The sequence below is a fragment of the Limnohabitans sp. JirII-29 genome (assembly GCF_003063395.1).
Classification (GTDB): domain Bacteria; phylum Pseudomonadota; class Gammaproteobacteria; order Burkholderiales; family Burkholderiaceae_C; genus Limnohabitans.
In genome coordinates this window covers 361,634-385,789 of sequence record NZ_NESB01000004.1, presented here as the reverse complement: position 1 = coordinate 385,789, position 24,156 = coordinate 361,634, and the positions used below count along the sequence as shown (strand labels likewise).

Genomic DNA, 24,156 nt, shown 5'->3' with positions numbered 1-24,156 from the left:
ACGAGCCGCCTTGCTGGTTTTCCCGATTGGACGCATCTGCGCTCCGTCAAATTGATCTTGGAGCCTCCTCTGGGTCGCAATTTGGTCCTGTAGCGACCGTAAAAGGGTGCCTATGCACCCATCGACCGCATCGCGTTTCTGGTCTTCTCGAAGCCCAAGATGCTGAGGACGCGTTTGAAGTTGTATGCAAGCACGTTCAGACTCATCTCGGTTGACACGTTCTTGATGCCTCGCGTTAGGAAGTGCGTTGAGCCCATCCAGTGTTTCAGTGTTCCAAAGACGTGTTCGATTGTCCGTCGCCGCACTTTCATGGCATCTGGCTCGCGATCAAGTCGCCGCTGTACAGCGTCCATCACGTCCTCATGCTCCCAGCGCCTGATGCGACGGTATTTACTTGTCGTGCACTGCTCCTTCAGCGAACAACCAGGGCAGGCACTCGGCCAGTACACGTGGATCTGGAGTCCCCGCTCATCGTTGGTGAAGCGATGAATGGCACGCTGCCCCGATGGGCACTGGTATTCGTCATCTCGAGCTATATAAATGAAGTCGGCCTTGTCGTAGCGACCCGCCGCTTTTGCGTTTGAGGTCATTGGCTTGGACACATAGGCCGCGATCCCCTCGTCTTGGCCGGCCTTCAGCTCGACACCGTTGTAGTAACCCCGATCAGCGAGGGCGTGCAAATCGAGGATGCCCATGGCTTCGCGCGAAGCCAACGCCATCTTGCTCAACTGCGATCTATCGCTACTGTCGCTTGTTACTTCGTGGGCAACGATCAGGTGGTGTTTGGCGTCAACCGCCGCCTGGACGTTATAGCCAATGATCGCAGAGCCGGGTCGGCTGGTGGCCATAGCGCGTGCATCGGGGTCTGTCACTGACAGCTGTCCATCGGGCTCTGCTTTCAGCTTCTCCCTGATCTGCTCGAACTGTTGCATGCTCTTGCGCAACTTCTTGACCTTCTCATGTACCCGTTCAGTCTTGGCTTGTAATTCAGTTGACTGTGTACGGTCAGCCGTCTCCAATCCATCCAGATAGCGCTGAATGCTTTGCTCAATGTGCTCTTGAAATCGGTCGATCTTCACCCCAGTGAAATTCCGGTCGCGGTTGTTGACGGCCTTGAACTTACTGCCGTCAATGGCCACGACAGCCTCAGTGAAGAGTCTCAACTCGCGGTACAGCATCACGAAGCGGCGACAGACGTTGCGGATACCTTTGCCGTTGTCGCGGCGCAAGTCAGAGATGGTCTTGAAGTCGGGAGCGAGCCGGCCGGTCAACCACATCAGTTCGACGTTGCGCTGGCATTCGCGCTCCAGTCTGCGACTGGACTGGATGCGATTGAGATAGTCGTAGAGATAGAGCTTCAATAGCACTGAGGGGTGATACGAGGGTCTGCCCGTTGTCGCCGGCTTTGCGCCATCGAACCCCAAGTCAATCAAGTTCAACTCATCAATGAAGACGTCCACGATCCGAACGGTGTTGTCTTCTGCAATGAAGTCATCCAGGCACTCTGGCAACAGCGTGACCTGCTGTCTGTCCTGACCTTCGATGTATCTCGACATATTGCCCCCAGCGCTCAATATGTCTGTGAACTCTACCGAGTTTGGCCTCGGGTCGTGACAGGGTTTTCACACAGCCTCAGCCTTTTCCAGACTAACAATAGTGTTTGCCCTGTGAATATTGAGTGCCGGTTTTAGGCTGAACAGAGTCTTCGCGGCTGGAGACCCCTACCGGGCATTTGGTTGGCAGCGGCTCGTGCGCAGGAAACTATCCGTGTGCCGCTCGATTTTTGACCGATGGTGGCAAGTGGCCAAGCTGTTATGCGATAGGCTTAACAAGGGCGACAAACGCTGAATATCAAAATTGAGGGAGGCTACATGCCAGACATGTTGGAAACGCGGGGTGACTTCATGTCCATGGCCCGAAGCGCTGGAGCGCTCAACTTGCTTGCAGCGGTGGAGAAACCGCTTAATGCATACGGGCCTTGTTGGTGCGCGTCCGGCAAAAGCTGGAAGTTTTGCCACAAAAACCGTGAGAAACAACAGCCTCTGCCATTCGGGAGGGCCAATGCAGAGCGACTGAAGTACTACGCCACCGGGCCTTGCCAGCATCCGCAGGCGTCCGCAACGACATGCTCATCGCCGTCTTCCATAAAGTCCCACACTATCCAACGTCGGGGAGGGCTGGGCGCCATCGCCGAAAATGGTCATGTTTGCTCGACCAAGAAGGCCTTCTCGGACTTGGAGAAGCGGGGTGGTCAGGTTGATATGGAAAAGATTGGTGTTGGCCAAGCATCCACCTTCCCCGGCTTCTGCAGCTATCACGACACGGAACTATTTCGGCCGGTGGAGCAGGTGAACTCGAAGCTAGATGCTTATAGTGGCTTCCTGCTGTCACTTCGTGCGGTTACCTATGAGTTGGCCATCAAGGGCTCCCAGTTGCGCTCGCATGTGGCAAGCAAGGAGTTCATCGACTATGGTCGCTCGTTCGAACAGCAGGCGATGCTTCAAAATTTCCTCAGCATGCAACAGGTTGGAATAGAGCAAGGCCTCATGGACATCACTCAGCTGAAGGCACTGTACGACGATGCTTTCCAGTCCCAGGACTTCCGTAAGTTCAGCTTCTATGGTGTTGAATTTGATAAGATTCTGCCGTTCGCTGCAGCGGGTGCCTTCATGCCGGAGTTCGATTTCTCGGGTGCTCAGCTCCAGGAGATAAAAGTAGGGCTGCCGGTCAGCCATATCGCACTGAATATCACGCAACTGGGCGACAACACCTGCGTTGTCTTCGGCTGGTTCGGGGGGCCTGACTGTGCTGCAGCTCGATTCGTGGACTCCTATAAGGCCATCCCGCACGAAGAGAAGGCGAACTCACTGCTGGTGCTAGCCATGGAGCACCTTGAGAACTTCTTCTGCACACCGAGCTGGTGGGCCGGTCTGGCTCCCGAAGTCAGCGCAAAGTTGCATCAGAAGATTGCGGGGGGCTTGCAGACTCGGTCTCCATCGGCGCTCGTTGAGCTCGGTTTGAATGCTGTCACCGCAGGCGTAGCAGGGAGCATTGGATGAGTCTCTCGCTGGGAACAAACGGCACTTGCATGTCGAACGCCCGCTTGGCAACGCCCATTGGTCCTTGTCATGTGGCAAGTAAACAGCAGCAACGCTTATTACACCCCCTGTGTGTAATTACTCATCTCAAGTTCAAGTTGTCGTTCTCGCACCTCAGGTATCTGAGTCATCAGTGATGCCAAGAGCTCTGGCTCCCACTTTGACAACCAGCTGACCGCCCCTTTGCACTTCCGGTGGATTTCTGATTTTGAGACATCGGGGTTAGCTTGAATCAGTGATTCAATTTGAGCCAGCGCCTCATTTTTCCTGATCTGCCGCCTATCTTCAGCATGCACCAACCTCGGTGAACATTGCGCCTCCCGCATGTAGCGCCTGACCGTCGCGATGGAGACATTTAGCTGCAGAGCTGCATCTCGGATCGTTTCTGCATTCCGGACGATGGCTTGAACACGGTCATCTCCTTGAAAATTTTCCTCCACCCAAAGCATTCCTTGCCCGTCCTCTTGCCAGATGAGGGTGGCATCTGGCTCATGAAATCCCCGCACCATTTCTTGCTGGGACGATCCTTGAAAAGCGGACACCCAGAGCATCATCCAAAGCAGGGGGTGATTTGAGCGGCGCTTGAGCAGGGTTTCGTAGATCCAGGGACCGTCAAGAACGGGCTGCAATTCAGACTCAAATAGCTGAATTGCTTTAGCCAGATACGTTTTGGTAAACCACTGCTGCAAACCTTCTGGGGATACCGGTTTCATAGATGTCACCACCCCGATGTCCCTCAAGCGAGAAAGAAGTGCTCGCTTCATGAATACCAAGTCGATCCGCTCACGGCCAATAAGACTGGCGGTCAATGCCGACAATATTCGCAACACTTGCCGCTCATCGATGTTCAACAGCACATCTGGGATCGGCTCTGAACCATTGGGCACGGACCACTCTGCCCGTTGAGGTTTCAACCTGTTGAGTGGTATATCGTGTTCTACGCACCACCAAGCTCCTGGCATTTGGTGAGACACCCGCCATCTGGACGCACCCCACATGCGTACATCTTCCTCGACACAGTACCGGCACCAGCGCACTTCAGATCCATCAAGGGCGCTGGCACGCATGCCAAATCGAGTCAGCCAGGGGGTTCGCTGAGCGTTTGCTGCGCGGTCATCAAACTCTTGTCGCTGTTCTGCCCGAAGGAAAGGGTAGTAAGCCGCGAGCACAGTTCTATTGAGCAAGATGCTTCGACTGCTCCCGAGCAATCCATCTGTAACAGACTTCAGATGATCCAATCGACTGCTGGCAGCCCATTCTTTGTACGCATGAAGAGCGCCAAAGAGCCGCTGCCCCGTCTCTTTGGTTGGCCCGCCCAGAAGTCGATGCATACGTGCAGACCATGAGTACAGCGTCTCATCCCCGCGCCAATCGGGAATGAGATGCAGCAGATTACTCGGCATCTTTTTTTCTACGCTTACTTGCCTGTCGGACATGTCGTGCGAGGCTAGCTTCTTTGGTTAGAGACTTCAGCCCGGCTATCAATCGCTTTCGCTCCGCAGTATCTGGCGATTCTTCTTGGTCTCCAATGCTCACTTTGGGATGTCGAGGCTCGAGAGATGGTCCAGGTTTAGGCTTTTTCGGGTACGTGCCAGGCATATCCCTCAACCAATATTCACGCAATTGATTGAGAGGTAGGTCCCGATACCCCATCAGAGCGTTCATGTCATGGTTAGCCAATGCACGATTTCTTGCCTGCACGCCAGAGAACTTCGGCGACTGAACGAACACTTGGAAAACAATATCAGTCGTCACCTGCGACATCTTGTTGATCAGTGCCCAGTCCATGACTTCGGCTCTCAACCTAGCCAACTGCCTTGGTAAACCTCCAGTCATTTGCCACAAAAGCGATGGCCAGTCCGTTGCTTCCGGCATAGTGTCCAGAGTTTTGAATGGTGCATCCACCAAATCGAGCAAGCACGGTTGCCACAGCCCAGGTAGCCACGACTTAGTCCAAGTATCGCTTTGTGGTCCCCATTCCGGAAGCATGGTGAACCACCCGCCCTCCGAAAATCGATCCACGTCCTGCGCGTGTGTTCGCAACTCCAAGAATGAAAGCGGATTGCCCACAATCATCGTCGGTATGCCCCAGTTCAGAATTCTCAAGAAGAAATTTAGGAAGTCTCGCGAGAACACCTTAGACCCCAAATTGGCCTCTTGAGCCTCTTCGATAATCAACATGCCGCATCGGTGCTGAACTAGTAGCTGCATCACCCCAACAATCAGGTTTTCGATCCTATTAGTGGGGCGCATCAAAGACCTGTAATAGTCGGTCTCTAGCACGCGGTCCATTTCGGCCAAGATGGAAGCTAGAAGACCTCGTCTGGAATGGTCAGCAGGCATAGGCACCTTGAGCCACACCAGTTGCCTGAGCTTGAGCATCCCCCAGTCACCCTTGGGCTCATGGTCTACCACCTGCGGCAACAAGCCAAGCACTCGCTCAACGATGTGCGATTTCCCGATACCGGTCATCCCTTCCAGGATCATGCCCTTGGCCTGAACTGGATTCCATGGAATTTCATCCACACTGCGCCGATACCACTGCTGAGTCGAGTTGATCCAACGTTGCACCTCCGGCCAGGTTGGATTGCGCCGTTCCAATCCGTGCTGCAGCGCACTCAGCATGCGGTCAGCAATGCGTATGGCTGGGTAGGTGGGCACAAAGATCTTCTGGTACTGATCCGTCAACCTGCGGCGTTGCGACATGGGCAAGGAGCACTCTCCGGCAAACGGGACGGGTGAATGAATCAGCGCCTTAACCAGCAATTTGGAGTCAGCAAGCCATCCGGAGATGGATGAGAGTCCTGGTGCTTGCAGTAATGGGTTTTCAACGGAGTTATCCATTGGGTCCTCCACTGTGGTTTTCATAGATCTGAGCGGCGATGTCGAGCCACAGGTCATTGGATGAGTTGGGCTGTGTCTGAGGGACCATCTGTGGCTCAGAGAGCAGTTTTTCTGCCTTATCCGCCTCTTGCGATTCCCATGGCAAGGATTGCTTCACCGGCACGCCTGTCAGGATGGCTTTTTCCATTTCGGTCATGGCTCGGACATCTCGTTTCATGCCGGTCTTGGTGAGCTTTCCGTGCGTCTTGATGGCCTGTTGCTGAGCCCTCTTCCCCACCTTGTAGCGGTTCTCCACATTAGCCAGCTTGTCAGCTAGATGCTGTTTTTCAAACCTATTGGCTAGAAACCTAGCCAATCTGTCGTCTTCACTGATGGCCAGCCAGTCCATCAGCGTCACCCCTTCGAAATCCTGGTCGCCCGTAGCAAGATCAAAGCGCTTAAGCCCGTCAATGTTGGCCCAGATATGGGACAGGTCCATCGGGTTCATGTGAACCAACAGCCTGCCGACCTTGCGTCGGCTTTGGTGTAAGAGACCTTGTAAGAGCAGGTAGTCGCTGCGATAGACCAGTCTGCGAATCAACCGCTTCCCACCAGAGCCTGGAACAAAGAGGTGAATGCCATCGGTATGCATGGAGGCTTCAAACCGAGGCAGGCAGGTCACCCGGAGGACATCAATGTCCATCGGGGAAGACGACAGATAGTGGTGGTCGATCATCCACTCGACAACACCTCTGCGTGTCCGCTCCTTGATTTTTGGGTACATCTCTATGCGAGGTGGATCGAGGTATTCTTCGTTGTTGTGCCTTAGGATTTCGCCTATCAGCAAATGCATGTAGTCTTCAAACCGTAACCCGGCGGCCTCTATCCGGTTGGCCTCTCCCCGAATCTTTGTACGTCCCATCGTGGTGCCGGGCAGTAAATGGTCATTTCTTTTTTGGCGCTGGTGGTGCCCTGACTCATTGGGTGCTTTATTGATAGCGTCATACACCTTGCCGTAGCTGGCAGATGTGCTCAGCTCTTGCAGCGTGTACATGGTCAGCTTGTTCTTGGCTTCCCCGTTGTCCGCCTCAAACATATTGAAGGTGCTGCCATACCAATCTCGGGGTTCGATGATGTGCCCGAACCGGGCGCACATGTCTACCTTGTCTGTGGCAGCGCTCAATATCGCCAGCAATGCTGTAGTGGCGCTAGCAGCCTCAAATCCCACATAGATCCCGAAGATGTAATCAATCGAAGCACCCAAGACTTCTGTTCGCCATGGCGATTTCAACCGCTTGAGTGGATGAATGGAGGAAATCAGGGTTTGGTCAGTGGATGTGCTGTCGATGTATGCAACACCGTTGAGAGTGTCATATCGGTCTCGGGCCTTGTGCATACGTCGCAGCGTCTCATCTCGCGATGGCAACAATCCGCGATTCAATTCAATAGAGCGCAGCGTTTGCTGACTCCGTAGCCCCCAATACGCAAACATGGCCTGGCTGATATCAAATGCCTCTGGCAAAAGCTCTACCTTGATGCCTTGCCCCGAGGGAGTAACCGACTTCACGAAATAGTCGTTCAGTGTCTTGGCTAATGCCACCCGATCCGATACCCCTTTGGTTTTGTGTCGCTGCCACCCTAGGGCCAATTTGGCCCTCGCTTCTGGCGAAAGATTAGGCTTGTGCTTTTTTTCTCCCAGCATTCGGGCCGCGATGGTTGGACGTCCTGTATCTTTGGTGCTGAATTTTTGCTGACCTGGGGCTCCGCAATTTGCGTATCCAGGCATCAGTGCTCTCTTGTCGCCTAATCCCAGCAAATAGGCTTGAAGTGCCCGCCTGATCTTGATCCCAGATTTCAAGCCCAGCTCTTGTGCACGCTGTGCGGGCCAAGACTGCAAATCGGGATGCTCCAAAATTTCTTGAACCGTGCACCTCTCCACAAATGGTTGGATTAACTCATAGGATCTGTCACGGACCTCTTTCCACTTACCAAGTTTTCGCCTGTGCCGTCGTATGGGGTTGCTCTCAAGCTCAGACTCAAGCTGAGCATCTGTCCACAGCCAGTGTTCTGGCGTCTTGAAATCCACCAGTTCACATTTCTCGGAATTCTCCAATGCCTTTGCCAAACCAATGGCCGAAATTGCGCGTGGAGCTGGGACATAGTTGGCTAGTCTTTTTCCCAGTGACTTCGGAAACGGCACATGGATCACTAACTCTTGTGCCAAATCCACATGAATGATCCTAGACGTCTGAATCATCTTGCCAGTCGCCGACCTCTGAACGATGCATTTACCCACCCAACTTCGACTCATTTGGCATCTCCCAGGAAATGCGCAGCCAGCAGCCCAAGACAGCGGTCTTTGCCACGCTTGATTGGTTTGAGCATGGAAATACGTTGCCCCATGTCTATATCGATGAGATGCACCCAAGCCCCCACGCGCCAAAGCGTAGATGCCAACGGATCACCTATGCGAACAACCTTTCCTGCTTGAGTAATGGCCGCGTGCAGTGGCTGGCCGTCATAGGAGAGATTTAGGTGATTACAGAAATCCTGCAATTGCCCAGTACTCGCCCACTTCAGCACCTCGTGTTGGGCTGGTTGATACGCCTGCAAATTCTTGACTAAGGTGGGGTTGAATTGCGATCCCCCTTCGCGAAGATGCATTGCTCCGACCATGCGGCAATAAATTTCGTCCAGCGTCGCCCGCTCTTGCGCTCTGATACTGCCCATCAGAATTTCCTTCGGCTTGCAGCTGACCCCCAGATGGTGCGTTTTGCCTTGCCACTGGATCGTGGCCATCATGTCCACCGAGGCTATGTAAGGGACATCGCTGCCCACAAAATTCCCGTGCTCAATGCCAGCATCGCGGGCGATATCCATCAACCCAACCGTTCGTGCCTTCGGATCTATCTCAATCGGGTGTTGATGCTCTGTCGGCCACAACGGTAGGCATTCCCGCAGCTCCACAGCCCCCAAATACGCCAGCTGCAAGGCCGTGTGATGTTCCAGTTTGCTCAAAAAATGGTGGTTACGCTTGTGGATGCTCAACGATGAAAACATCTGATGGCTCACCGGACTTGAAAAGCCCCTGGTGATTCGAATCCACGGGCTATATGACTCCCCACGGCCTAGTCCTCGACCTGCATTGATCCAACCGAAAACCTGCTTGAGTTTTCGCTCCGTGTAGGTCTTCTTGAGCTTGCTGCGGTCCATTCGCGTGATTCGATCGAGCAACCGGTACTCATAGAGGTACTGGCCGGGTGAATCTTTCACGTCCAAATACTTTTGCGCCCCAATATCTGACATGCGTTATCCCTCCGAGCGCACATGCGCTCAGTCATTCGTTGTTGATGCAGCAGCGAGTGCCGTGCATGACGAGGGAGCACGGAGATGAGTTTGTTGGCTTTTCTGAAAATTTACGGACGCGTTCTCACCACGCATGCCAAATTTCTTGGCAAACGAATGCAAATTTCCGGAGGTACATCGACAGACGCAACCCGAGCCCCATTGACAGGGAATCGAGCTGGCTAGAGAATAAAGGTGCTTATTGGTTTGGCTCTAGCCAGATCGTTCCCGGCGGGCCCTGTGCCCGCCGTTTTCTTTTAAGTCATAGCAACCTCCAGCAAAGAGGTGGACTTACCTAGCGCAGCAACAAGACTGGCACTTTTATCTATTTGTTGAAGGCTAGCCATCAGTCCCTTGATCTGCTGGGGTTGCAGATGCCGAAGCGCATGCAGTCCCGTAGAGATGAACGCCATTTCGGCCTCGGTTGCTCCTTTATGCCCTAGGTGGCCAACTAATCGATCATGATGTGCTGCCCATTGCAGTTGAGCGGCCTCCTCTTCTGAGAGACGTAGCACATCAATTACTTGTTTGATTTGCTCATCGTCGAGTGGTGCACGCGCACCCTTTTCAATGGCGCAAAGCACTGTCGGGTCAATTCCCATCTCCAACGCTGCAGTTTTTTGCAATACAGCACGGCTTTTTCTGAGTCTTGTGAGGACCATTGGAAATAGAAATGGAATAGTTTTTGTATTCATTGTCTTGGTGCTTTTTTGTAAAACAGTTGAGCAATCTTATGAATTCCAGACCTTGTTGACCACCTACTCAACTTCTGTCGTGGAATACTTCAGGTGCGTGTTTGAAAGTGACTCGGAAAACACGGATTCAAGAGTGAAATTGAGGCAATAAAAAACGTACTTTTTTGTCGGAACACCTGAAAATGAAGTCTCACACATTAGCTATCGACGGCATCAGATCACGAGTTTGGCTTGCTGAAATTCGCGCAATGGCTGACCTACAACCTGTACATGGAATTGCATCAAGGTTTGACCCTGATTCAATTTGGAGAGATGACGCTGGGATTCCTCATCAATCCAAGTGGTACAGGTATGAAAACGGTACGGCCGTACCATCTGAAAAATTGACCCGGACAGTCACTGCAGCTTTACCGACGCTGTCATTTCAAGTTCATCATCCAGTTTGGACATTGCTACGGAATCCAAAACCATCGGTTAGAACAATTGAGCGAATGGTTGCCCATATGCCGATTAAATGGAGACAGATTTTTCAAGATCTGAAGAGCGAATACTTCCCGTATCGACAGATCAATCTGCGATTGGTATCTAAGTACAACATGGCTGAAATGTCGTACCTGGATGCGCTTCTTTTATTTGAGCTCGTGCGACGACAAACAAGCCTTAGAAGCGTAAAAAAATTAGAAAATTTGACGTTTGTGATCTTGGTCTTGCCGTTGCTTTACATCGATGACCCCGTCTGGAAGTACCAAGATGCAGAACAAACGAAAGCTAGCTTACGCACTATCGTTCAATCAATGAGGTTGAGTGGTGGCTACTGGGGAGAAATTCTTTTTCCTGTCGATCGCTTGGTCCAAGCTATTTCAATGCAACGAGTTTTAGTTGAACGTCATCTACAACGCAATCCAAGAGCATTAAATACAAGACCGAGGCGAATACGATTTCTGGCCAGTGCGCTCAGTAATGATTCAGATGAGCATTATGTTATTGCAACAACAGCTTTTTTTCGGGAGCACCCTTTCATTCTTCATGGAGGGACTATTTTTTGGAATCCAGATGCTTGCGTTAAAGCCGTTTGGCGGAGAGCTTGGCAATCTCTAAAACAAGATGCGAAGTACAGCCATTTTGCGGGTTGCCTCACAAGGCCGAGCCATTGCAAATAATTTTTGAAAATGTACGCAAACATCCCCGCACCTTTGCCAGACGAATTTCTTCGCAGTTACGGATTTCGGATTGGTCTGATGAATTCAACCCATATTGCTAAGCAAGAAAAGCCCTTATCTCGACTAGTTGAAATCACTGGGTTGAGCATTTCATATTTCATTTATCACCACACCTCTCTCGGATATCAACGATTTGTGAGTGGTGACTTTTTTCATAAAGACATAGGCACTCATCCTGACTTGCTCACAAACAATCGAATTTATGGAAGCGCGCTTTCAGTTGAGCTTCCACAATTTTGCCCATCTTGCGTTCAAGAGGATATGGACTTTCATGGAGTCAGCTATTGGCGAAGAGGGCATCAACTTCCTGGTGTAGATCACTGCACTAAGCATGCTCGATCCTTGATTGCAGCTAAAAGATGGTGCATGGATGGTCGTGCGCCACTAAATGCAGTAGCTGTTAATGAATCCATTCCAGAAATGGAGCGGGATCTTTATTTCTCGAACCCATACATTCAACGCTATTCGGTGTTGAGTGATTTGGCAATGCATACACGTGTACCTCTGAGTCCATCCGTCATAACACGTACATTAGTTTCCAAAGCAAACCCATTGCTGGGCGGGGAACGCGGCGTTCTCACTAAATTTGCACTTAAAAAACTACCACCAGCTTGGCTTATGCGTCACTTTCCGCTGATATTCACGAAGCCGGAAGATGCCAGATTTGCGGCTGTAGATGAGGTTCTTCGCTCTTCAAGAAATGCATATGCAACGAAACTGTATTTGCTTGCAATGGCGCTTCTTTGGGATGACCCCGATGACGCTATGAGGGCGTGCCAACAAGAAGCCCGAGTTCATGTCAGTGGATTTCACGAAAGCGGTGGAGAAATGGCGCTGAAGGATGTCTTGTCAGGGCAGTCGATCATCAAATCTTGCCGTCGCCACGGCGTTCAACTTCGAGATTTTGAATACGCCCTCCAGCAGTTTCTAAAAAGTATTCGATCTGTTTCCACATCGTAATTGTCAAATTTAACCGCGCATCTTTAATGACCGTGATTTGGCCTTCTTTGTTTAGATTTGGCCCAGAAAGTTGAGCATCTATGGCGAACCGCTTGCGAACCTCCGAACGTTGACTTTCTACTCGAGGTCAGCATCGTGCGAAAGGGTCCCGAACGGAGTAAAGCTGCAAATGCAAGGAGTAACATTAAGAAATAAACAGTTACTTAGGTGGTAAAAATGGCCAAAAAAAAGGACCAAGGGGATCAAGCCACAGGCACGCCGCACGAAGTACAAAGTGGGACCTCGCCTGAGCTGACTGGCGGTCAAGGCTTTAGCTTCGAGGATGCTGTCTCTTCGGTGTATGTGGCCGCGTTGCTTTGCGAAACGACAGCTCCAGGTCTGCCGGGTCGCGTCGTCAGGCATGTCTCTGTGCAGCAAGGTTCGTTCGGACAACCGCTGGACGACCTTATTGTTCGCGCACAAGGTACCGACCAAGTTTCTATAACCTTTAGTGTCCAAGTTAAGCGTAGGCTGGTAATAAGCGCGGCGAAGACGAATACTGATTTTAGGGAAACGATTGAGCGCGCATATGAAACGCTCTTGAATGCGGGTTTTCAGGTGTCATTGGACAAGGTGGGCGCCATCGTTGGTGAAATTTCGGAGGCAGCCAAGAGGAGCTTCGAGACGCTTTGTGAGTGGGCGCGGGCAGATAGCTCCTCGGTACAGTTTGTCCGTAAGCTGCAAACAGATGGCGCCGCCGGAGACAAGCTCTCGCATTTCGAAGCGGTTCGCGACATCCTTTCGTCCAAGGTGGCTCCTGGCGAGCTTGATGCAGCCACACACAAACTACTAGGTCACTTTGTCCTCATACGCCTGGATTTGCTTTCCGAAGGCTCACCCACCGAGGCGCAGGTAGTTGCTAGCCTTGCCAACACTTTGGCACCAGTGGACCGTCCTCGCGCTGACGACCTATGGCGTCGGTTGCTGGCGTTAGTGCGCGTTTCGCAAGGGCGCGCTGCAGGGTACGACCGCAAGACCCTCGTCGCTCGTCTGAACGGTGCATTCCGGCTTACAGGGGCGTCGAGTGCGCAAGGAGCACTGCAAGCCATACAGCAGGAAAGCCGACTTGCCACTACCGAAATCACGAGCAGCATCTCTGGCTTGAGAGTGCCGCGCGACACCAGCGTTCAAGCGGTGGTCGAAGCTGCGAAGTCGCCTGGGTTTGTGCAGATTGGTGGCATGCCCGGTGCGGGCAAGTCTGTCGTCCTCCGCTCGGCGGTCGAACAACTTGCCGCCTCTGGCGCTGTCCTTTTCCTAAAGTCCGACCGCCTGCGCGGGAGCACGTGGGCTCAGTACGCCGCCGCCTCGGGCATGACGCACAGCAACTTGGAAGAGCTTCTGGTGGAGCTATCCGCGTCCGGCTCCAGTGTTCTGTTTGTCGACGGTATTGACCGTGTCGAGGTCGAACACCGTGGCGTCCTACTTGACCTATTGAACACCATCCATTCCTCTCAGCTGCTGTCAGACTGGTGCGTTGTGGCCACCGTGCGCGACACGGGAATGGAGCCTCTACGCACTTGGCTACCCGCGCGTCTGTTCTCCAGTGGAGTGCGGACGCTGACCATCGACTCTTTCGACGATGATGAGGCTGAGGAGCTCGCGCAAGCCAAGCCCGCTTTGAGGCCCCTTCTTTTCGGAAGTGATTCTGTTCGCGCAGTCGTTCGCAGGCCATTCTTTGCGGCAATCCTTGCTAAGGAGGTTGACGCCTCCAATGCTCCCGCCACTTCTGAGGTCGACCTTGCGGCTCTGTGGTGGGAGCGCGGCGGCTATGGCGTCGACCCGACGCGCACGGGCTACCGGCGAAATGCCCTGGTGCAGTTGGCTAAGGCCGGTGCACATCAATTGGGAAGGCGAATTCCTGTAGCAGATGTCGATGCGCAGGTGCTCTCCGAACTCGAAGCTGACGGCATCGTCCGACCCGTCAGAAGCGGACATACCGTGCAGTTCTCCCACGACATCTTCTTCGAATGGGCGTTCCTCCAGCATCTGGTCCGGGCGGATGACGCCTGGCCAGAGGTTATTCGCGAAGTTGGGGAGCCGCCGGCGCTTGGGCGGGTCGTCGAGCTGCTCTCCCAAGCCGAGCTCGCCCACGGCGAGAACTGGGCCAACCACTTGGCGGCCTTGGAGGAAAATCGAAGACTTCGCTCCCAGTGGCTGCGCGCGTGGATGGCCGGCCCGTTCTCCCTGGAGACGTTCGCGCAGTACTCCGCCGCCTTCGACCGAGCGATGCTCGACACTGCCCACTCGCGGGTCCGCAAGGTGGTCGTTTGGTACCAAGCTGAAAAGACGAAGCCGAATACTGCCATCCTCGAGAGGTCCGACGCTCCTGACCTAGACCTGGCCAAGCGCATGCTGTACGCAGACATGTGGGGGCACCCTTCGGATGTAGCAGCCTGGGCTCGCTTCTGCGTCTGGCTTCTGGACCACGCCTCAGACCTACCGACCAGTGTCATTCCCGACGTGGTCTCGGCGTTCGAGGTATGGCAGAACAGGTTCGCCTACAACCGAAACTGGGTGTCTGAGCGCATTGTTCAGACCTGCCTCGCTTGGCTGTACCACATCGAGCATCAGCGATATCGCGTTGGGTTCTCGACGGATCGTGGCGTCTGGGCAGAGATTGAGGACTGGCGGAGTGGGCTCGACGAACTCGAGTCTGCTCTGCGCACGTTAGTGTTCAATGCTTCGCTCATCCAAGGTCCCTTGGTCACTCAATATCTCCGCGATTTGCGCCATTTGGAACGGATGCCACGTCAGGCCGTTAAGTCCGTGTTCACGCATGCTCCATTTCTTTCGCGTGCTTGCCCTGCGGAGTTGGCCGAATTTACTCGTACCGTCGTGAGCAAGTTACTGCCAGTGGACCTAGAGAAAGACAGGCGAGGTCGGGACTACTTGGTTTCGCGCAGCTTCACTCATTTCGAGTGGGACCATCTCTCCATCGACGATCACTTCTCCTTTTTCCCTGCGGCGCCGACAAGGGAGCCGTTTCACTCGCTGCTGCAGCAAGCACCGGACCAGGGTAGAAGACTTATTCGGGAACTTGCCAACCATTCCATTCGGTCTTGGCGGCAGTTGCATCGTCTCTCCCGCGATAAGGATGGAACACCTATCCCGCTCGTCATGCAGTTTCCGTGGGGCAGGCAAGTGTTCTGGGGCGACAGCCGTCTTTATCTGGGTGCGCGTGGTCTTTTCGGGTCTTCAACCGTGAACTCGGGCTGGATGGCTCTTGAAGCATGGGCTTTTCGAGAAATTGATAAGGGCACCCCGGTAGACGACATCCTCAAGGCGGTTCTGGAAGGGCAGCAGTCTGTAGGCGCACTGGCCATTGCCGCTGTGGTTGCGCTGCAGACCCAACACACTTCTGCGGTGAGTTTGCCTATCGCGACGAATCAACGCCTTTGGCATTGGGACATTCGACGCCTAGTGGAAGACAGGCCGCAGATGGCAAACCTCATCGGGTTCTTCAAACCGCAGGACAGACTTCACGGGTTGGCTGTTAAGGAAGGCAACGAACGACCAGTGCGTCGTACGGAAATCCGCTCGCTCAGCACCCTCATGGTCCTGAGGGGAGGTGCACTAGGGGCGCAAGCGGCTGCGGCCATCCAGGGCTTTACGGGGGACCTTCCCTTTGACTACGCCGAGCAGCGGGAGAGCGATGGAGTGCGCTCGGACCTGGCAAGAACTGCGGAAATTTGGGCGGAAGTCGGTAAGCCAGAAAACTATCGCGCAGAGCTCAGTCCGGATGAATCCCAAATAGTCATCTCTCTCGAAAATCCCAAGGCAAATGACGAGGACATCCAGGCGATACAGGCGCATCAAAGCGAGATGGGGCGCAATCTCACTCTTTTGAACTGGACCTACTCCTACTTTGATGACGGTAAGCTGAAGGAGTCACTCACGCTCGAAGCTGCTGCGACAGAGGCAAAAGCGCTCGACTTCGAAGACCTTTTCGCCACTGGGTACGACCACATAGAGTTGGCACATCAACGTCAATCAGCCGTTGCCGGTGTAGCTGCAATTCTTTTGCTGGAGAAGGCTGAGGCGCACATCGAATGGGCCGCTGAAGTGTGCGCTCGTGCCGCGAGAACACCGGAGGTGCCGCAGCAGTTTTTCACCCGGAGCGTGAAGCTCATGCACCATCCGGTGCTCTACGCGACCAAAGGGCTTGGTGCATTGTTCACACTTGCGGGAGACGACGAAGACGTCAAGCCGCTGCAGTTTTTTCTAACGGAGCTGTGTGCCCATCCCTATGAGGAAATCGCAGTCGCAGCATTCGGCTCCTTGCTGAGTGCCTGGCCAATGTATCCAGACATCGCGTGGGCTGCGTTGCGGCTGGCAACTGCGCTTGCTCTCTTCGAGGTTAACTATCTTCCCGAGGGAGACGCAGAGACGCGGCAATACGCGCGAATTCAGGGCGTCATCAACGAGGAACTCCAACGTCTTCAAAATGGAGCTCCAGTAGCGAACGTTTTTCCGGCCTGGCCGGAGCCTTGGCTACCCATCACTGAGGGTGAGGCTGTTCAAGCTCGCCGCCGACGTGGTCGAACTGCAGATGCCGAGTGGCGGACCAATCCAGTGCACGTCGATACATCGCTTCTGGAGAAGGTTCTGCAGGTCATTCCTTTGGAGGCCGCATTGGAGGACCAATTGCACGCGGCACTTTTCTTGGACTGGTGCGAGGGCTTGGCCAAGTGGACCGTCAAACGAATCGCGCCTGAGTGGGCGAGGAGCCGAAGGGACCTTGATGACCACTACGGTCCAGACTACTTCGAGTGGCGTCGTCATCTATACCGCTTTTTGGCTCGAATCTCACTAATGCTGCCTGTTGAGGAGGGCGCACGACGTTTCCTGCAACCTGCCATGGCCGCCAATGACGAGGCCTTTGCGAGTCTCGGTGAATGTTTCACCAGTCATCTGGTTGCCCAAATTGCAGATAGCGCTGAGATTCCTCAAACCGCCTTGGAGTTGCTCGCGGTCGTCGCCCAGCGCGTTCTTGCATGTCAGGACTGGCGCTACGCTGGTCACGGAGGACTCGCAGAGCAGGACCTTGAAGATATCGTCAAACACTTTTTCTTTTCAGACTTCAGGTACGCAGGTGGCGCAGTTCGCTTTGCCAACCGAAACTGGTCTGAAGTTAGTGTTGTGATTCCAGTTTTTGAACCAATATTGAGCGCCCACGGGTCTGTCACTTTTGTCGCTCGCGCTTGGATGAACCTTTGCGAAAACAGCTTGGAACACTACCCAGTTCAGCACTTCGTCGATAACCTTGAGCACCTCTTGGTCGGAGAGGAAACACCGCCTGGATGGCGCGGTACGCAATTGCCGGCGCGGCTTTCGGGGCTGATTCAGCGCCTGAGCGAGCGGCAACAACATATGCTCTTGCCGATGGCACAGAAGTTTTTACGAGCACTCGACCGGCTCGTTGACATGGGCGACAGGCGCGCTGCTGCTGTGCAGCTTAGCGAGGTTTTCCGGTCAGTTCGTATTGTTAGCTAAAGACATTACTAGAACACTAGGCGGATTCAACCGGTCGTCGCAACACCTTTAACAATGGAGGTGTTTATGGGTCGACCTGCGGGATGGATGCAAGAGGTGACGGGGCGAGGAGCAATGCGCTCACCAGGTGCTCCGTCGCATCGAAATGAAATTGAGCGGCGATTCTGGAAAGAGGTCGCGACCGGTGTTACGAGCGAGAAAGCTGCAGAGGCGGTTGGCGTGTCGCAGGCGGTAGGCTCGCGTTGGTTCCGCCATCGTGGCGGCATGCCATTATTTATGTCAAAACCTCTTTCTGAAAGATACTTGTCGTTTGCGGAGCGAGAAGAGATTGGGCTGCTGCGCGCCCAAGACGTCGGCGTGCGCGAGATAGCTCGCCTTATCGGGCGGAGTCCCTCGACGGTCTCGCGGGAGCTGACACGCAACGCTGCAACACGGGGTGACCAACTCGAGTATCGAGCTTCGGTTGCGCAGTGGAAAGCAGAGCTGGTGGCCAGAAGGCCGAAGCCGGCAAAACTTGTGATTCATCCGAAGTTGCGCCAATATGTTCAAGACCGCCTGGAAGGCAAAATCCATGGCACTGATGGACGTGAGATTACTGGCCCCCAACAGGCACCGTTCAAGGGGCGCAACAAACCCCATCGCGGTGACCGCAAATGGGTCAACGGCTGGTCGCCAGAGCAGATTGCCAATCGACTGCAAATTGACTTCCCGGACGACAAATCTATGCGAATCTCCCACGAAACCATTTACCAATCTCTCTATATTCAAGGCAGAGGCGCCCTCAAGCGCGAATTGGTAAGTTGTCTAAGGACCGGACGGGCCTTGCGCGTGCCGCGGGCCAGGGCCCAGGCCAAGGCGTGGGCGCATGTCAGCGAGAACGTGATGATCTCCAGTCGGCCCGCAGAGGCGAAAGATCGGGCTGTGCCTGGACATTGGGAGGGTGACCTGATCATTGGTCTGAACCGATCGGCGATTGGTACGCTGGTGGAGCGATCAAGCAGATTCACCACGCTTGTTCACCTACCTCGGGAGAATGGCTATGGATTGAGTCCTCGGACGAAGAACGGTCCCCCGTTGGCCGGCTACGGAGCCATCACCATGGCCAATGCGCTCAAGAAAACTGTGACCACCCTTCCGGCCCAGCTATGGCAATCACTGACTTGGGATCGTGGAAAAGAACTATCAGACCACGCTCGGTTCACGATCGAGTCCGGGGTGAGTGTCTTCTTTGCTGACCCTCACAGTCCATGGCAGCGCGGCACAAACGAGAACACGAACGGACTGCTGCGGCAATACTTCCCAAAGGGCACTGACCTGTCTCGGTGGAGCGAACAAGAGATCCAGGCCGTAGCTCACACCCTGAATACGAGGCCGCGGAAAACGCTTGGCTGGAAGACGCCAGCCGAAGCCTTGAATGAGTATCTAAAATCCGTTCGACAACCAAGTGTTGCGACGACCGGTTGAATCCGCCCAGTTTGGCAGTGATGAGTTCAACCGCTGGTGCAAAGACAACCACCTGGTGCCCAGCATGAGCCGGCGCGGGAACTGCTGGGACAACGCTGTTGCGGAGTCGTTCTTCAGTAACTTGAAGAAGGAGCGAATCAAGCGCCGCATCTATGCTTCCCGCCAAGAAGCAAAGTCAGACGTATTTGATTACATTGAAGGTTTTTACAATCGAGTCCGCAGGCACAGTCATCTTGACCAAATGAGCCCGCTTGCGTTCGAGCAACTTCAAACCGGAAGTTGATTTATGTCTACGAAAGCGGGTGACATCCATCCGTTGGAAAAAATTCTACTTCTCAGCCCGTTGGTTCTAGGGGACGATTACCGTCATACTTATTGGTCGAGCGCTTCAGCTTAATTCGACCACTTACGAGATCATCACGGATTGTGATGTCACAGCCGTGATAGGCGAGTACTAAGTTACAGTGACTCAACTGTATGCAAGAGCCAGTTTGCCACTGGGGGTGACGATGCCCATAGCTCTGAGAAGATCCAAGGCTTCTGGTCCTTTAAGGGGCTTTGTCGCAACCAACGACTGAGCCTCTGACGCCACTTTTACATTGGCTGCGAAACGAGCTTTCTTCGCACGAACTGCAATTCGTTTGTGAGCGGCTTTTTTAGCGGGGCTGGTAGATGCTTTAGGCATGCGAAAAGTATGGCACATATTTGATGAATGCTCAATGACCCCACTGACGAAGACGAGGCCTGGTAAAAATCAATTCAGAGGAGTGCCGACGGTCTAACGCTTAAAGAAAAACACCCTGTTGGGTGCTTGCGCCTTTCGAAAATGTTTTCTTAATGGTAAAAAAGAACACATGGCAGAAAGGAATCCTATGTTCTTCATTGACATGGCCAGAAGCAAGTCATGGTGGCTGGTTCATTCACTCAAGAATGCCTTACTTCTCGGGATCATCACTCTGAGTGCTTCTTGTGCAGCCCAATCTCCAGTGCGATCACCAAAGAAAGCCATACCGCCCCATCCAACAGTCACAAGCTTTGCTGACTTTAGGGTCTTCATGCTCAAAGAAGACATGCGTTGGGAAATTGGTAACACAGGTGTGTTCGTCACGGTTCCAGCTGGCTTCGTCACCGACCTGGCCAGCGTGCCACAGGCGCTGTGGTCCTTTGGCTTGTCGCCCATTGATAAGTACACACGAGCTGCAATCATTCATGACTACCTGTATTGGTCACAGAGCTGCTCCAAGGAGCAGTCTGACAATTTGTTGGCGATCGCTATGAAAGAGAGTGATGTGGGCTGGCTTCAAGGCGGTGCGGTGTATACCGGCGTGGTGGTTGGTGGCCAGAAGAGCTGGGACAACAACAAGAATGAATTTGCAATTGGCCTGCCAAAGATTGCCCCGCCTGAGTGGCGAAATATTCCTCCTGGAATCGATTGGGATAATCAACGTGCCGCCATGTATAAAAAAGGAGTTCGCGACCCAAGGGTCAGCAAAGACCTGCCATATTGCAAGTTTGGGGACTCAACCAACGTACCTTTTGATGCAACTAGGCCCGCCAGCACCAAAAGTTTTTATAACGAATTGGGTGACTTGATCACGGTTTCGTATGTCACTCGCAAAGTCGATGTTAAGAGTGAATAAGTCCTGACCAAAGCGACGAAAGACTGAATCGCTTTGCCTGCGCACGCCCTGGATCTGGCACCAAGCAACTAATTGGAACAAGTCATGAATTCGACCATCTAAAGATGTCAAATTTTGAGCGCAAAGGCAAAAACTGATGGTTTCACGTTCGATGAGCAAGTCGTAACTGGAGCAATGAAAAACTAGGGCGTGTCATCATTCTGGTGATGTCGAACGTTCAATGCGTGTTGCAACAACGGGTACAAAGCGATGGGACGCAGATACGCATTGAGAGACGACCAATAGGAGCGCATCAAAGAACTACTGCTGGGACGCCCGAGACACGTCGGTGTCACCGCCAAGGACAGTCGGCTGTTTATCGAGGCGGTGCTTTACCGATACCGCGCTGGCATACTGTGGCGCGATCTACCTGCCTGTCCTGACCCTCGATGTATCTCGACATATTGACTCCCGTGTTCAATATGTCTGTGAACTCTACCCAGTTCGACTTCGAGCAGAGAGAGGGTTTTCACAAAGCCTCCAGCGATTGCGGACAACAGATTCGTTCTGTGCCAAGGGCGGCACTCTGCCTTAAACAGTCACTGATGAGAACGGCTCAGCCCATCCCTGAACTTACAAGCCGTATGCCTTTTCAATCAACGCAGTTCTAGACATTGACTCACAAAAGATTAGGCATCTGTCTCTACTGGGCACAGATATTCGACACTTTTACAAAGATTTTTTGACCTGATTTCGTCTTTTGACAGATGAAGTCAAGTTCTAAACTTTGTTATCAGATCCCATATATTGGCAACATGCTCCAGTACGAAACCATCCCCGTCACACCTTTCCAGCAAAACTGTTCCATCGTGTGGTGCGATGAAACGATGCAGGCGGCCATCATTGACCCAGGTGGTGACTTGGATGTGTTGCTGGCTGCAGTCAAACAACTTGGCTTGACGCTAGAACAAATCTGGATCACCCATGCCCACATCGACCACGCAGGTGGCACCGCCGAATTGGCTGAGCGCTTGGGGCTTCCCATCATCGGCCCACAAGAAGACGATCAGTTTTGGATTGACGGGTTGGCGCAGGCTGCAGCGAGTTATGGTTTCCCGCCATCGCGTGCCTTCACGCCCACGCGTTGGCTGCATGACGGTGATACCGTCACCCTGGGTGCGCACACACTGCAAGTGCGCCACTGCCCAGGCCACACACCAGGACATGTGGTGTTTTATTCGCCAGAGATCAAACGTGCGTTTGTGGGCGATGTGCTGTTTGCAGGCAGCATAGGCCGCACCGACTTTCCAAGAGGCAACCACCAAGACTTGATCGACAGCATCACTCAGCGGCTATGGCCCATGGGTGACGACACAGTGTTCATCCCAGGGCACGGACCTGAAAGCACATTTGGCCGCGAGCGTGTGAGCAACCCTTATGTGGGTGGGACCTGAGCAGAAACTCTGCAACCGTCAAAATGCGCTTTGACATCGGTCGATCACTTAGGTCCTGGGCCTTTGCCTGAAGCCCCGGTTTTTACTTTTGAAGGCTTGGCTTTGCCCGAGCCTGATTGGTCCACATCGCCGCCGCACGTATTGGTTGTCGTGGTAGTGCCTTTTGGTCCCGTACTGACCGTTGTCGTTTTACCCCGGACAGACAAGGTCCAGTCCGATACTGAGCCAGCTGTGATAGTAGGCTTGATGGTGAATGTGCAATCGGTCCCAACCAATGAATAACTGGTCAAGCCATTGCTGACATACCAAGCAGGTAGGGTCACACTCCAGTAATCGGCGGTGCTCGCTGTGGCATCGCTGCTCATTTCCTGCAAATAGATGCTGCCATCCGCATTGATATGCGCCAAAGCGACGTTATCGACATAGCGATATGACAAAGTGTCTGTTGCCGTGAACAAGCACGTCCATGTCAGGTTGGTATCACATGTGATGCTTGGTTTACTGGGTACCGTTGCCGTGCCCCCGCCAAGATTCGAGCGTGTGAAATCCATCACCACCGTACTCGCGGAGTGGACGGAAGCAGCACACAACATGGTCAGCGCAATGGCTGTGAAATAGTCAGCACACAGTTTTAAGTTTTTCATACAGTTCCTCATTTCCAGTTGAAACATCAATAAACACAATACGTCATCGCGAGTGCATCGCCCTGAATCGCCGCACTGTTGGCATCAGCAATTGAAATCGTCCAATACGTGGTGTTATCGGTTGCACTCCTGTACACAATTTGGTTGGTTTGCACATCAGTCATGGGAAATAAATAAATGGCCGAATTGGCACCTGAAACGGCACAACTGGGCTTAGTGACCGTTGAGCCGTTAGAAACAATTCGTGACTCCATCGCCACCAGCCCCCCCATCCGACTGACAAAATCTACATACTTCAAAGTGCCTGTTCCTTGACAAATCAATGTGGCCCCAGTCGCTGTCGCGGCCAGCCCGCCTGTTGTCGAACAAACAGAACCTGCTGTCGAAATCGGCAACCCGCCTCCTGCGGCAACCCAAACAGTCCCATTGCAACGCGCAGGTAAAAAGGCGCTGCCGCTTTGCACCCATGCAATCGCACCTGAGGCGGCGCAAGAGGCACCGCTTGCAACGCTTGTAATGGCTAAGGTGCCTGTCGCATTGACAACGCCCGTGGCATTGACAACTCCAGAAAAATTCAAAATTCGTCCATCTTGTTGACGCGCAAAAGAACTGTAAAAAGCGTTACTCAACAAATTAACCGAACACAAAATACCAACCGGCGTGCCCGCCACAGGGTTAGGCAATACACCCGAACCTGTTGCCATCAAAGCGCCACGGATGGTGGCACCGCTATCAGCGATCACACTGCGCCCCCCTCTGCCAGACATGGACTGCATAGCAACAGTGACCAAATCATCTCTATAGCCACCGCGCCATCTCAAAGGCGCATTCAGGCATGCCGTAGCTCGAAGCTCAACCGCACCAGCAGCGTTCGTAATGCGCTGGATGTCAAACTGCAAGGCCTGCTTTGTTGGTGACAAAACAGGGAAGGTGTTAGGCAGCATGGGGCTGTTGTTCACTGTCAAAGCTTGTAACTCGACCAAGGTGGGCTGCAAAGCAATCGCTACACCCGTGACCGCTTGCGCATTCGTCAGTGCAGTCGTGTTGGCCATGACATACGTTTCCAGACCAGCCGCACCGGCTAACACATAGGTACCCGTTGCTGCGGCAACCACATCGTCCATTTCTTGCAGTGCCACAGAGCGGGTATAGATCGCGATCACGCCTACCAACATCAGCGTGATCGCCAACTCCAGCAGCAAATAGCCTTTGGCTATGCGCTGTCGCGCCTCAACGCGCGACGGCAAGGCTAAACATATTGCCTGACTTGCGTGAAACAAGCTACGACTGCGCATCTATTAC

The 24,156-nt window shown here is 53.4% G+C and carries 15 protein-coding genes and 2 pseudogenes; 9 read left to right on the top strand and 8 right to left on the bottom strand.

The window, feature by feature from the left end:
- Positions 1–110 precede the first annotated feature (110 nt).
- Positions 111–1,556, bottom strand: coding sequence for an IS1182 family transposase (locus tag B9Z39_RS09230; RefSeq protein WP_108301479.1), 1,446 nt, complete (start codon positions 1,554–1,556; stop codon positions 111–113).
- Positions 1,557–1,871: 315 nt separating this feature from the next.
- Here B9Z39_RS09230 and B9Z39_RS09225 point away from each other — a divergent pair, with 315 nt between their 5' ends.
- On the top strand, positions 1,872–3,059 hold the full coding sequence (locus B9Z39_RS09225; protein ID WP_108301478.1) for a hypothetical protein: 1,188 nt from the start codon (positions 1,872–1,874) through the stop codon (positions 3,057–3,059).
- A gap of 98 nt (positions 3,060–3,157) precedes the next feature.
- Here B9Z39_RS09225 and B9Z39_RS09220 read toward each other — a convergent pair whose 3' ends face one another.
- From B9Z39_RS09220 to B9Z39_RS09200, 5 genes are all read right to left on the bottom strand, one after another.
- Entirely contained in the window at positions 3,158–4,534 is a 1,377-nt protein-coding gene (locus tag B9Z39_RS09220) for a TniQ family protein (protein WP_108301477.1), read from the bottom strand.
- Positions 4,491–5,942 carry an ATP-binding protein gene (locus B9Z39_RS09215; RefSeq protein ID WP_158269479.1) on the bottom strand — a complete coding sequence of 484 codons (1,452 nt, stop codon included), beginning with the start codon at positions 5,940–5,942 and terminating at the stop codon, positions 4,491–4,493. Before B9Z39_RS09215 ends, B9Z39_RS09220 begins: the two co-directional genes overlap by 44 nt.
- Positions 5,935–8,178, bottom strand: coding sequence for a hypothetical protein (locus B9Z39_RS09210; protein ID WP_158269478.1), 2,244 nt, complete (start codon positions 8,176–8,178; stop codon positions 5,935–5,937). Before B9Z39_RS09210 ends, B9Z39_RS09215 begins: the two co-directional genes overlap by 8 nt.
- Positions 8,179–8,228: 50 nt before the next feature.
- Positions 8,229–9,227: a hypothetical protein gene (locus B9Z39_RS09205; protein WP_108301474.1), complete on the bottom strand. Its 999-nt coding sequence runs from the start codon at positions 9,225–9,227 to the stop codon at positions 8,229–8,231.
- Positions 9,228–9,523: 296 nt separating this feature from the next.
- Positions 9,524–9,961, bottom strand: coding sequence for a helix-turn-helix transcriptional regulator (locus tag B9Z39_RS09200; protein WP_146183308.1), 438 nt, complete (start codon positions 9,959–9,961; stop codon positions 9,524–9,526).
- A 182-nt stretch (positions 9,962–10,143) separates the two neighbouring features.
- On the opposite strand from B9Z39_RS09200, the gene B9Z39_RS16900 reads away from it, so the two are divergent.
- The 8 genes and pseudogenes from B9Z39_RS16900 (at position 10,144) to B9Z39_RS09165 (ending at position 22,210) form a co-directional block, all read left to right on the top strand.
- Positions 10,144–11,121, top strand: coding sequence for a hypothetical protein (locus B9Z39_RS16900; protein WP_146183307.1), 978 nt, complete (start codon positions 10,144–10,146; stop codon positions 11,119–11,121).
- Positions 11,122–11,130: 9 nt separating this feature from the next.
- The gene (locus B9Z39_RS09195; protein ID WP_108301472.1) at positions 11,131–12,141 is read left to right on the top strand and encodes a TniQ family protein; all 1,011 of its coding nucleotides are present in this window, start codon (positions 11,131–11,133) and stop codon (positions 12,139–12,141) included.
- Positions 12,142–12,357: 216 nt separating this feature from the next.
- Positions 12,358–17,673: a hypothetical protein gene (locus B9Z39_RS09190; protein ID WP_108301471.1), complete on the top strand. Its 5,316-nt coding sequence runs from the start codon at positions 12,358–12,360 to the stop codon at positions 17,671–17,673.
- An 87-nt stretch (positions 17,674–17,760) separates the two neighbouring features.
- Positions 17,761–19,137, top strand: a complete 1,377-nt coding sequence (locus B9Z39_RS09185) for an IS30 family transposase (protein ID WP_108301509.1) — start codon at positions 17,761–17,763, stop codon at positions 19,135–19,137.
- Positions 19,109–19,420 (top strand): annotated as a pseudogene (locus B9Z39_RS09180) (IS3 family transposase); the annotation flags it as partial. The gene B9Z39_RS09185 and the pseudogene B9Z39_RS09180, both read left to right, overlap by 29 nt.
- Before the next feature lie 589 nt (positions 19,421–20,009).
- Positions 20,010–20,777, top strand: coding sequence for a DUF1353 domain-containing protein (locus B9Z39_RS09175; protein ID WP_199221191.1), 768 nt, complete (start codon positions 20,010–20,012; stop codon positions 20,775–20,777).
- A gap of 291 nt (positions 20,778–21,068) precedes the next feature.
- A pseudogene (locus B9Z39_RS09170) lies at positions 21,069–21,188 on the top strand (IS5/IS1182 family transposase); the annotation flags it as partial.
- 383 nt (positions 21,189–21,571) lie between these two features.
- Complete coding sequence (locus tag B9Z39_RS09165) at positions 21,572–22,210, top strand: MBL fold metallo-hydrolase (RefSeq protein ID WP_108301470.1); 639 nt, start codon at positions 21,572–21,574, stop codon at positions 22,208–22,210.
- A 44-nt stretch (positions 22,211–22,254) separates the two neighbouring features.
- On the opposite strand, the gene B9Z39_RS09160 is transcribed toward B9Z39_RS09165, so the two are convergent.
- Positions 22,255–22,854: a hypothetical protein gene (locus tag B9Z39_RS09160; RefSeq protein WP_146183306.1), complete on the bottom strand. Its 600-nt coding sequence runs from the start codon at positions 22,852–22,854 to the stop codon at positions 22,255–22,257.
- Positions 22,855–22,880: 26 nt separating this feature from the next.
- The gene (locus B9Z39_RS09155) at positions 22,881–24,149 is read right to left on the bottom strand and encodes a hypothetical protein (protein ID WP_146183305.1); all 1,269 of its coding nucleotides are present in this window, start codon (positions 24,147–24,149) and stop codon (positions 22,881–22,883) included.
- Between the last annotated feature and the right edge of the window lie 7 nt (positions 24,150–24,156).

What these genes read in the sequence shown, in the direction of transcription:
- B9Z39_RS09230 (WP_108301479.1), bottom strand. Translation starts at nt 1,556, where the DNA reads ATGTCGAGATACATCGAAGGTCAGGACAGACAGCAGGTCACGCTGTTG.
- B9Z39_RS09225 (WP_108301478.1), top strand. Translation starts at nt 1,872, where the DNA reads ATGCCAGACATGTTGGAAACGCGGGGTGACTTCATGTCCATGGCCCGA.
- B9Z39_RS09220 (WP_108301477.1), bottom strand. Translation starts at nt 4,534, where the DNA reads ATGTCCGACAGGCAAGTAAGCGTAGAAAAAAAGATGCCGAGTAATCTG.
- B9Z39_RS09215 (WP_158269479.1), bottom strand. Translation starts at nt 5,942, where the DNA reads ATGGATAACTCCGTTGAAAACCCATTACTGCAAGCACCAGGACTCTCA.
- B9Z39_RS09210 (WP_158269478.1), bottom strand. Translation starts at nt 8,178, where the DNA reads ATGATTCAGACGTCTAGGATCATTCATGTGGATTTGGCACAAGAGTTA.
- B9Z39_RS09205 (WP_108301474.1), bottom strand. Translation starts at nt 9,227, where the DNA reads ATGTCAGATATTGGGGCGCAAAAGTATTTGGACGTGAAAGATTCACCC.
- B9Z39_RS09200 (WP_146183308.1), bottom strand. Translation starts at nt 9,961, where the DNA reads ATGAATACAAAAACTATTCCATTTCTATTTCCAATGGTCCTCACAAGA.
- B9Z39_RS16900 (WP_146183307.1), top strand. Translation starts at nt 10,144, where the DNA reads ATGAAGTCTCACACATTAGCTATCGACGGCATCAGATCACGAGTTTGG.
- B9Z39_RS09195 (WP_108301472.1), top strand. Translation starts at nt 11,131, where the DNA reads ATGTACGCAAACATCCCCGCACCTTTGCCAGACGAATTTCTTCGCAGT.
- B9Z39_RS09190 (WP_108301471.1), top strand. Translation starts at nt 12,358, where the DNA reads ATGGCCAAAAAAAAGGACCAAGGGGATCAAGCCACAGGCACGCCGCAC.
- B9Z39_RS09185 (WP_108301509.1), top strand. Translation starts at nt 17,761, where the DNA reads ATGCAAGAGGTGACGGGGCGAGGAGCAATGCGCTCACCAGGTGCTCCG.
- B9Z39_RS09175 (WP_199221191.1), top strand. Translation starts at nt 20,010, where the DNA reads ATGTTCTTCATTGACATGGCCAGAAGCAAGTCATGGTGGCTGGTTCAT.
- B9Z39_RS09165 (WP_108301470.1), top strand. Translation starts at nt 21,572, where the DNA reads ATGCTCCAGTACGAAACCATCCCCGTCACACCTTTCCAGCAAAACTGT.
- B9Z39_RS09160 (WP_146183306.1), bottom strand. Translation starts at nt 22,854, where the DNA reads ATGAAAAACTTAAAACTGTGTGCTGACTATTTCACAGCCATTGCGCTG.
- B9Z39_RS09155 (WP_146183305.1), bottom strand. Translation starts at nt 24,149, where the DNA reads ATGCGCAGTCGTAGCTTGTTTCACGCAAGTCAGGCAATATGTTTAGCC.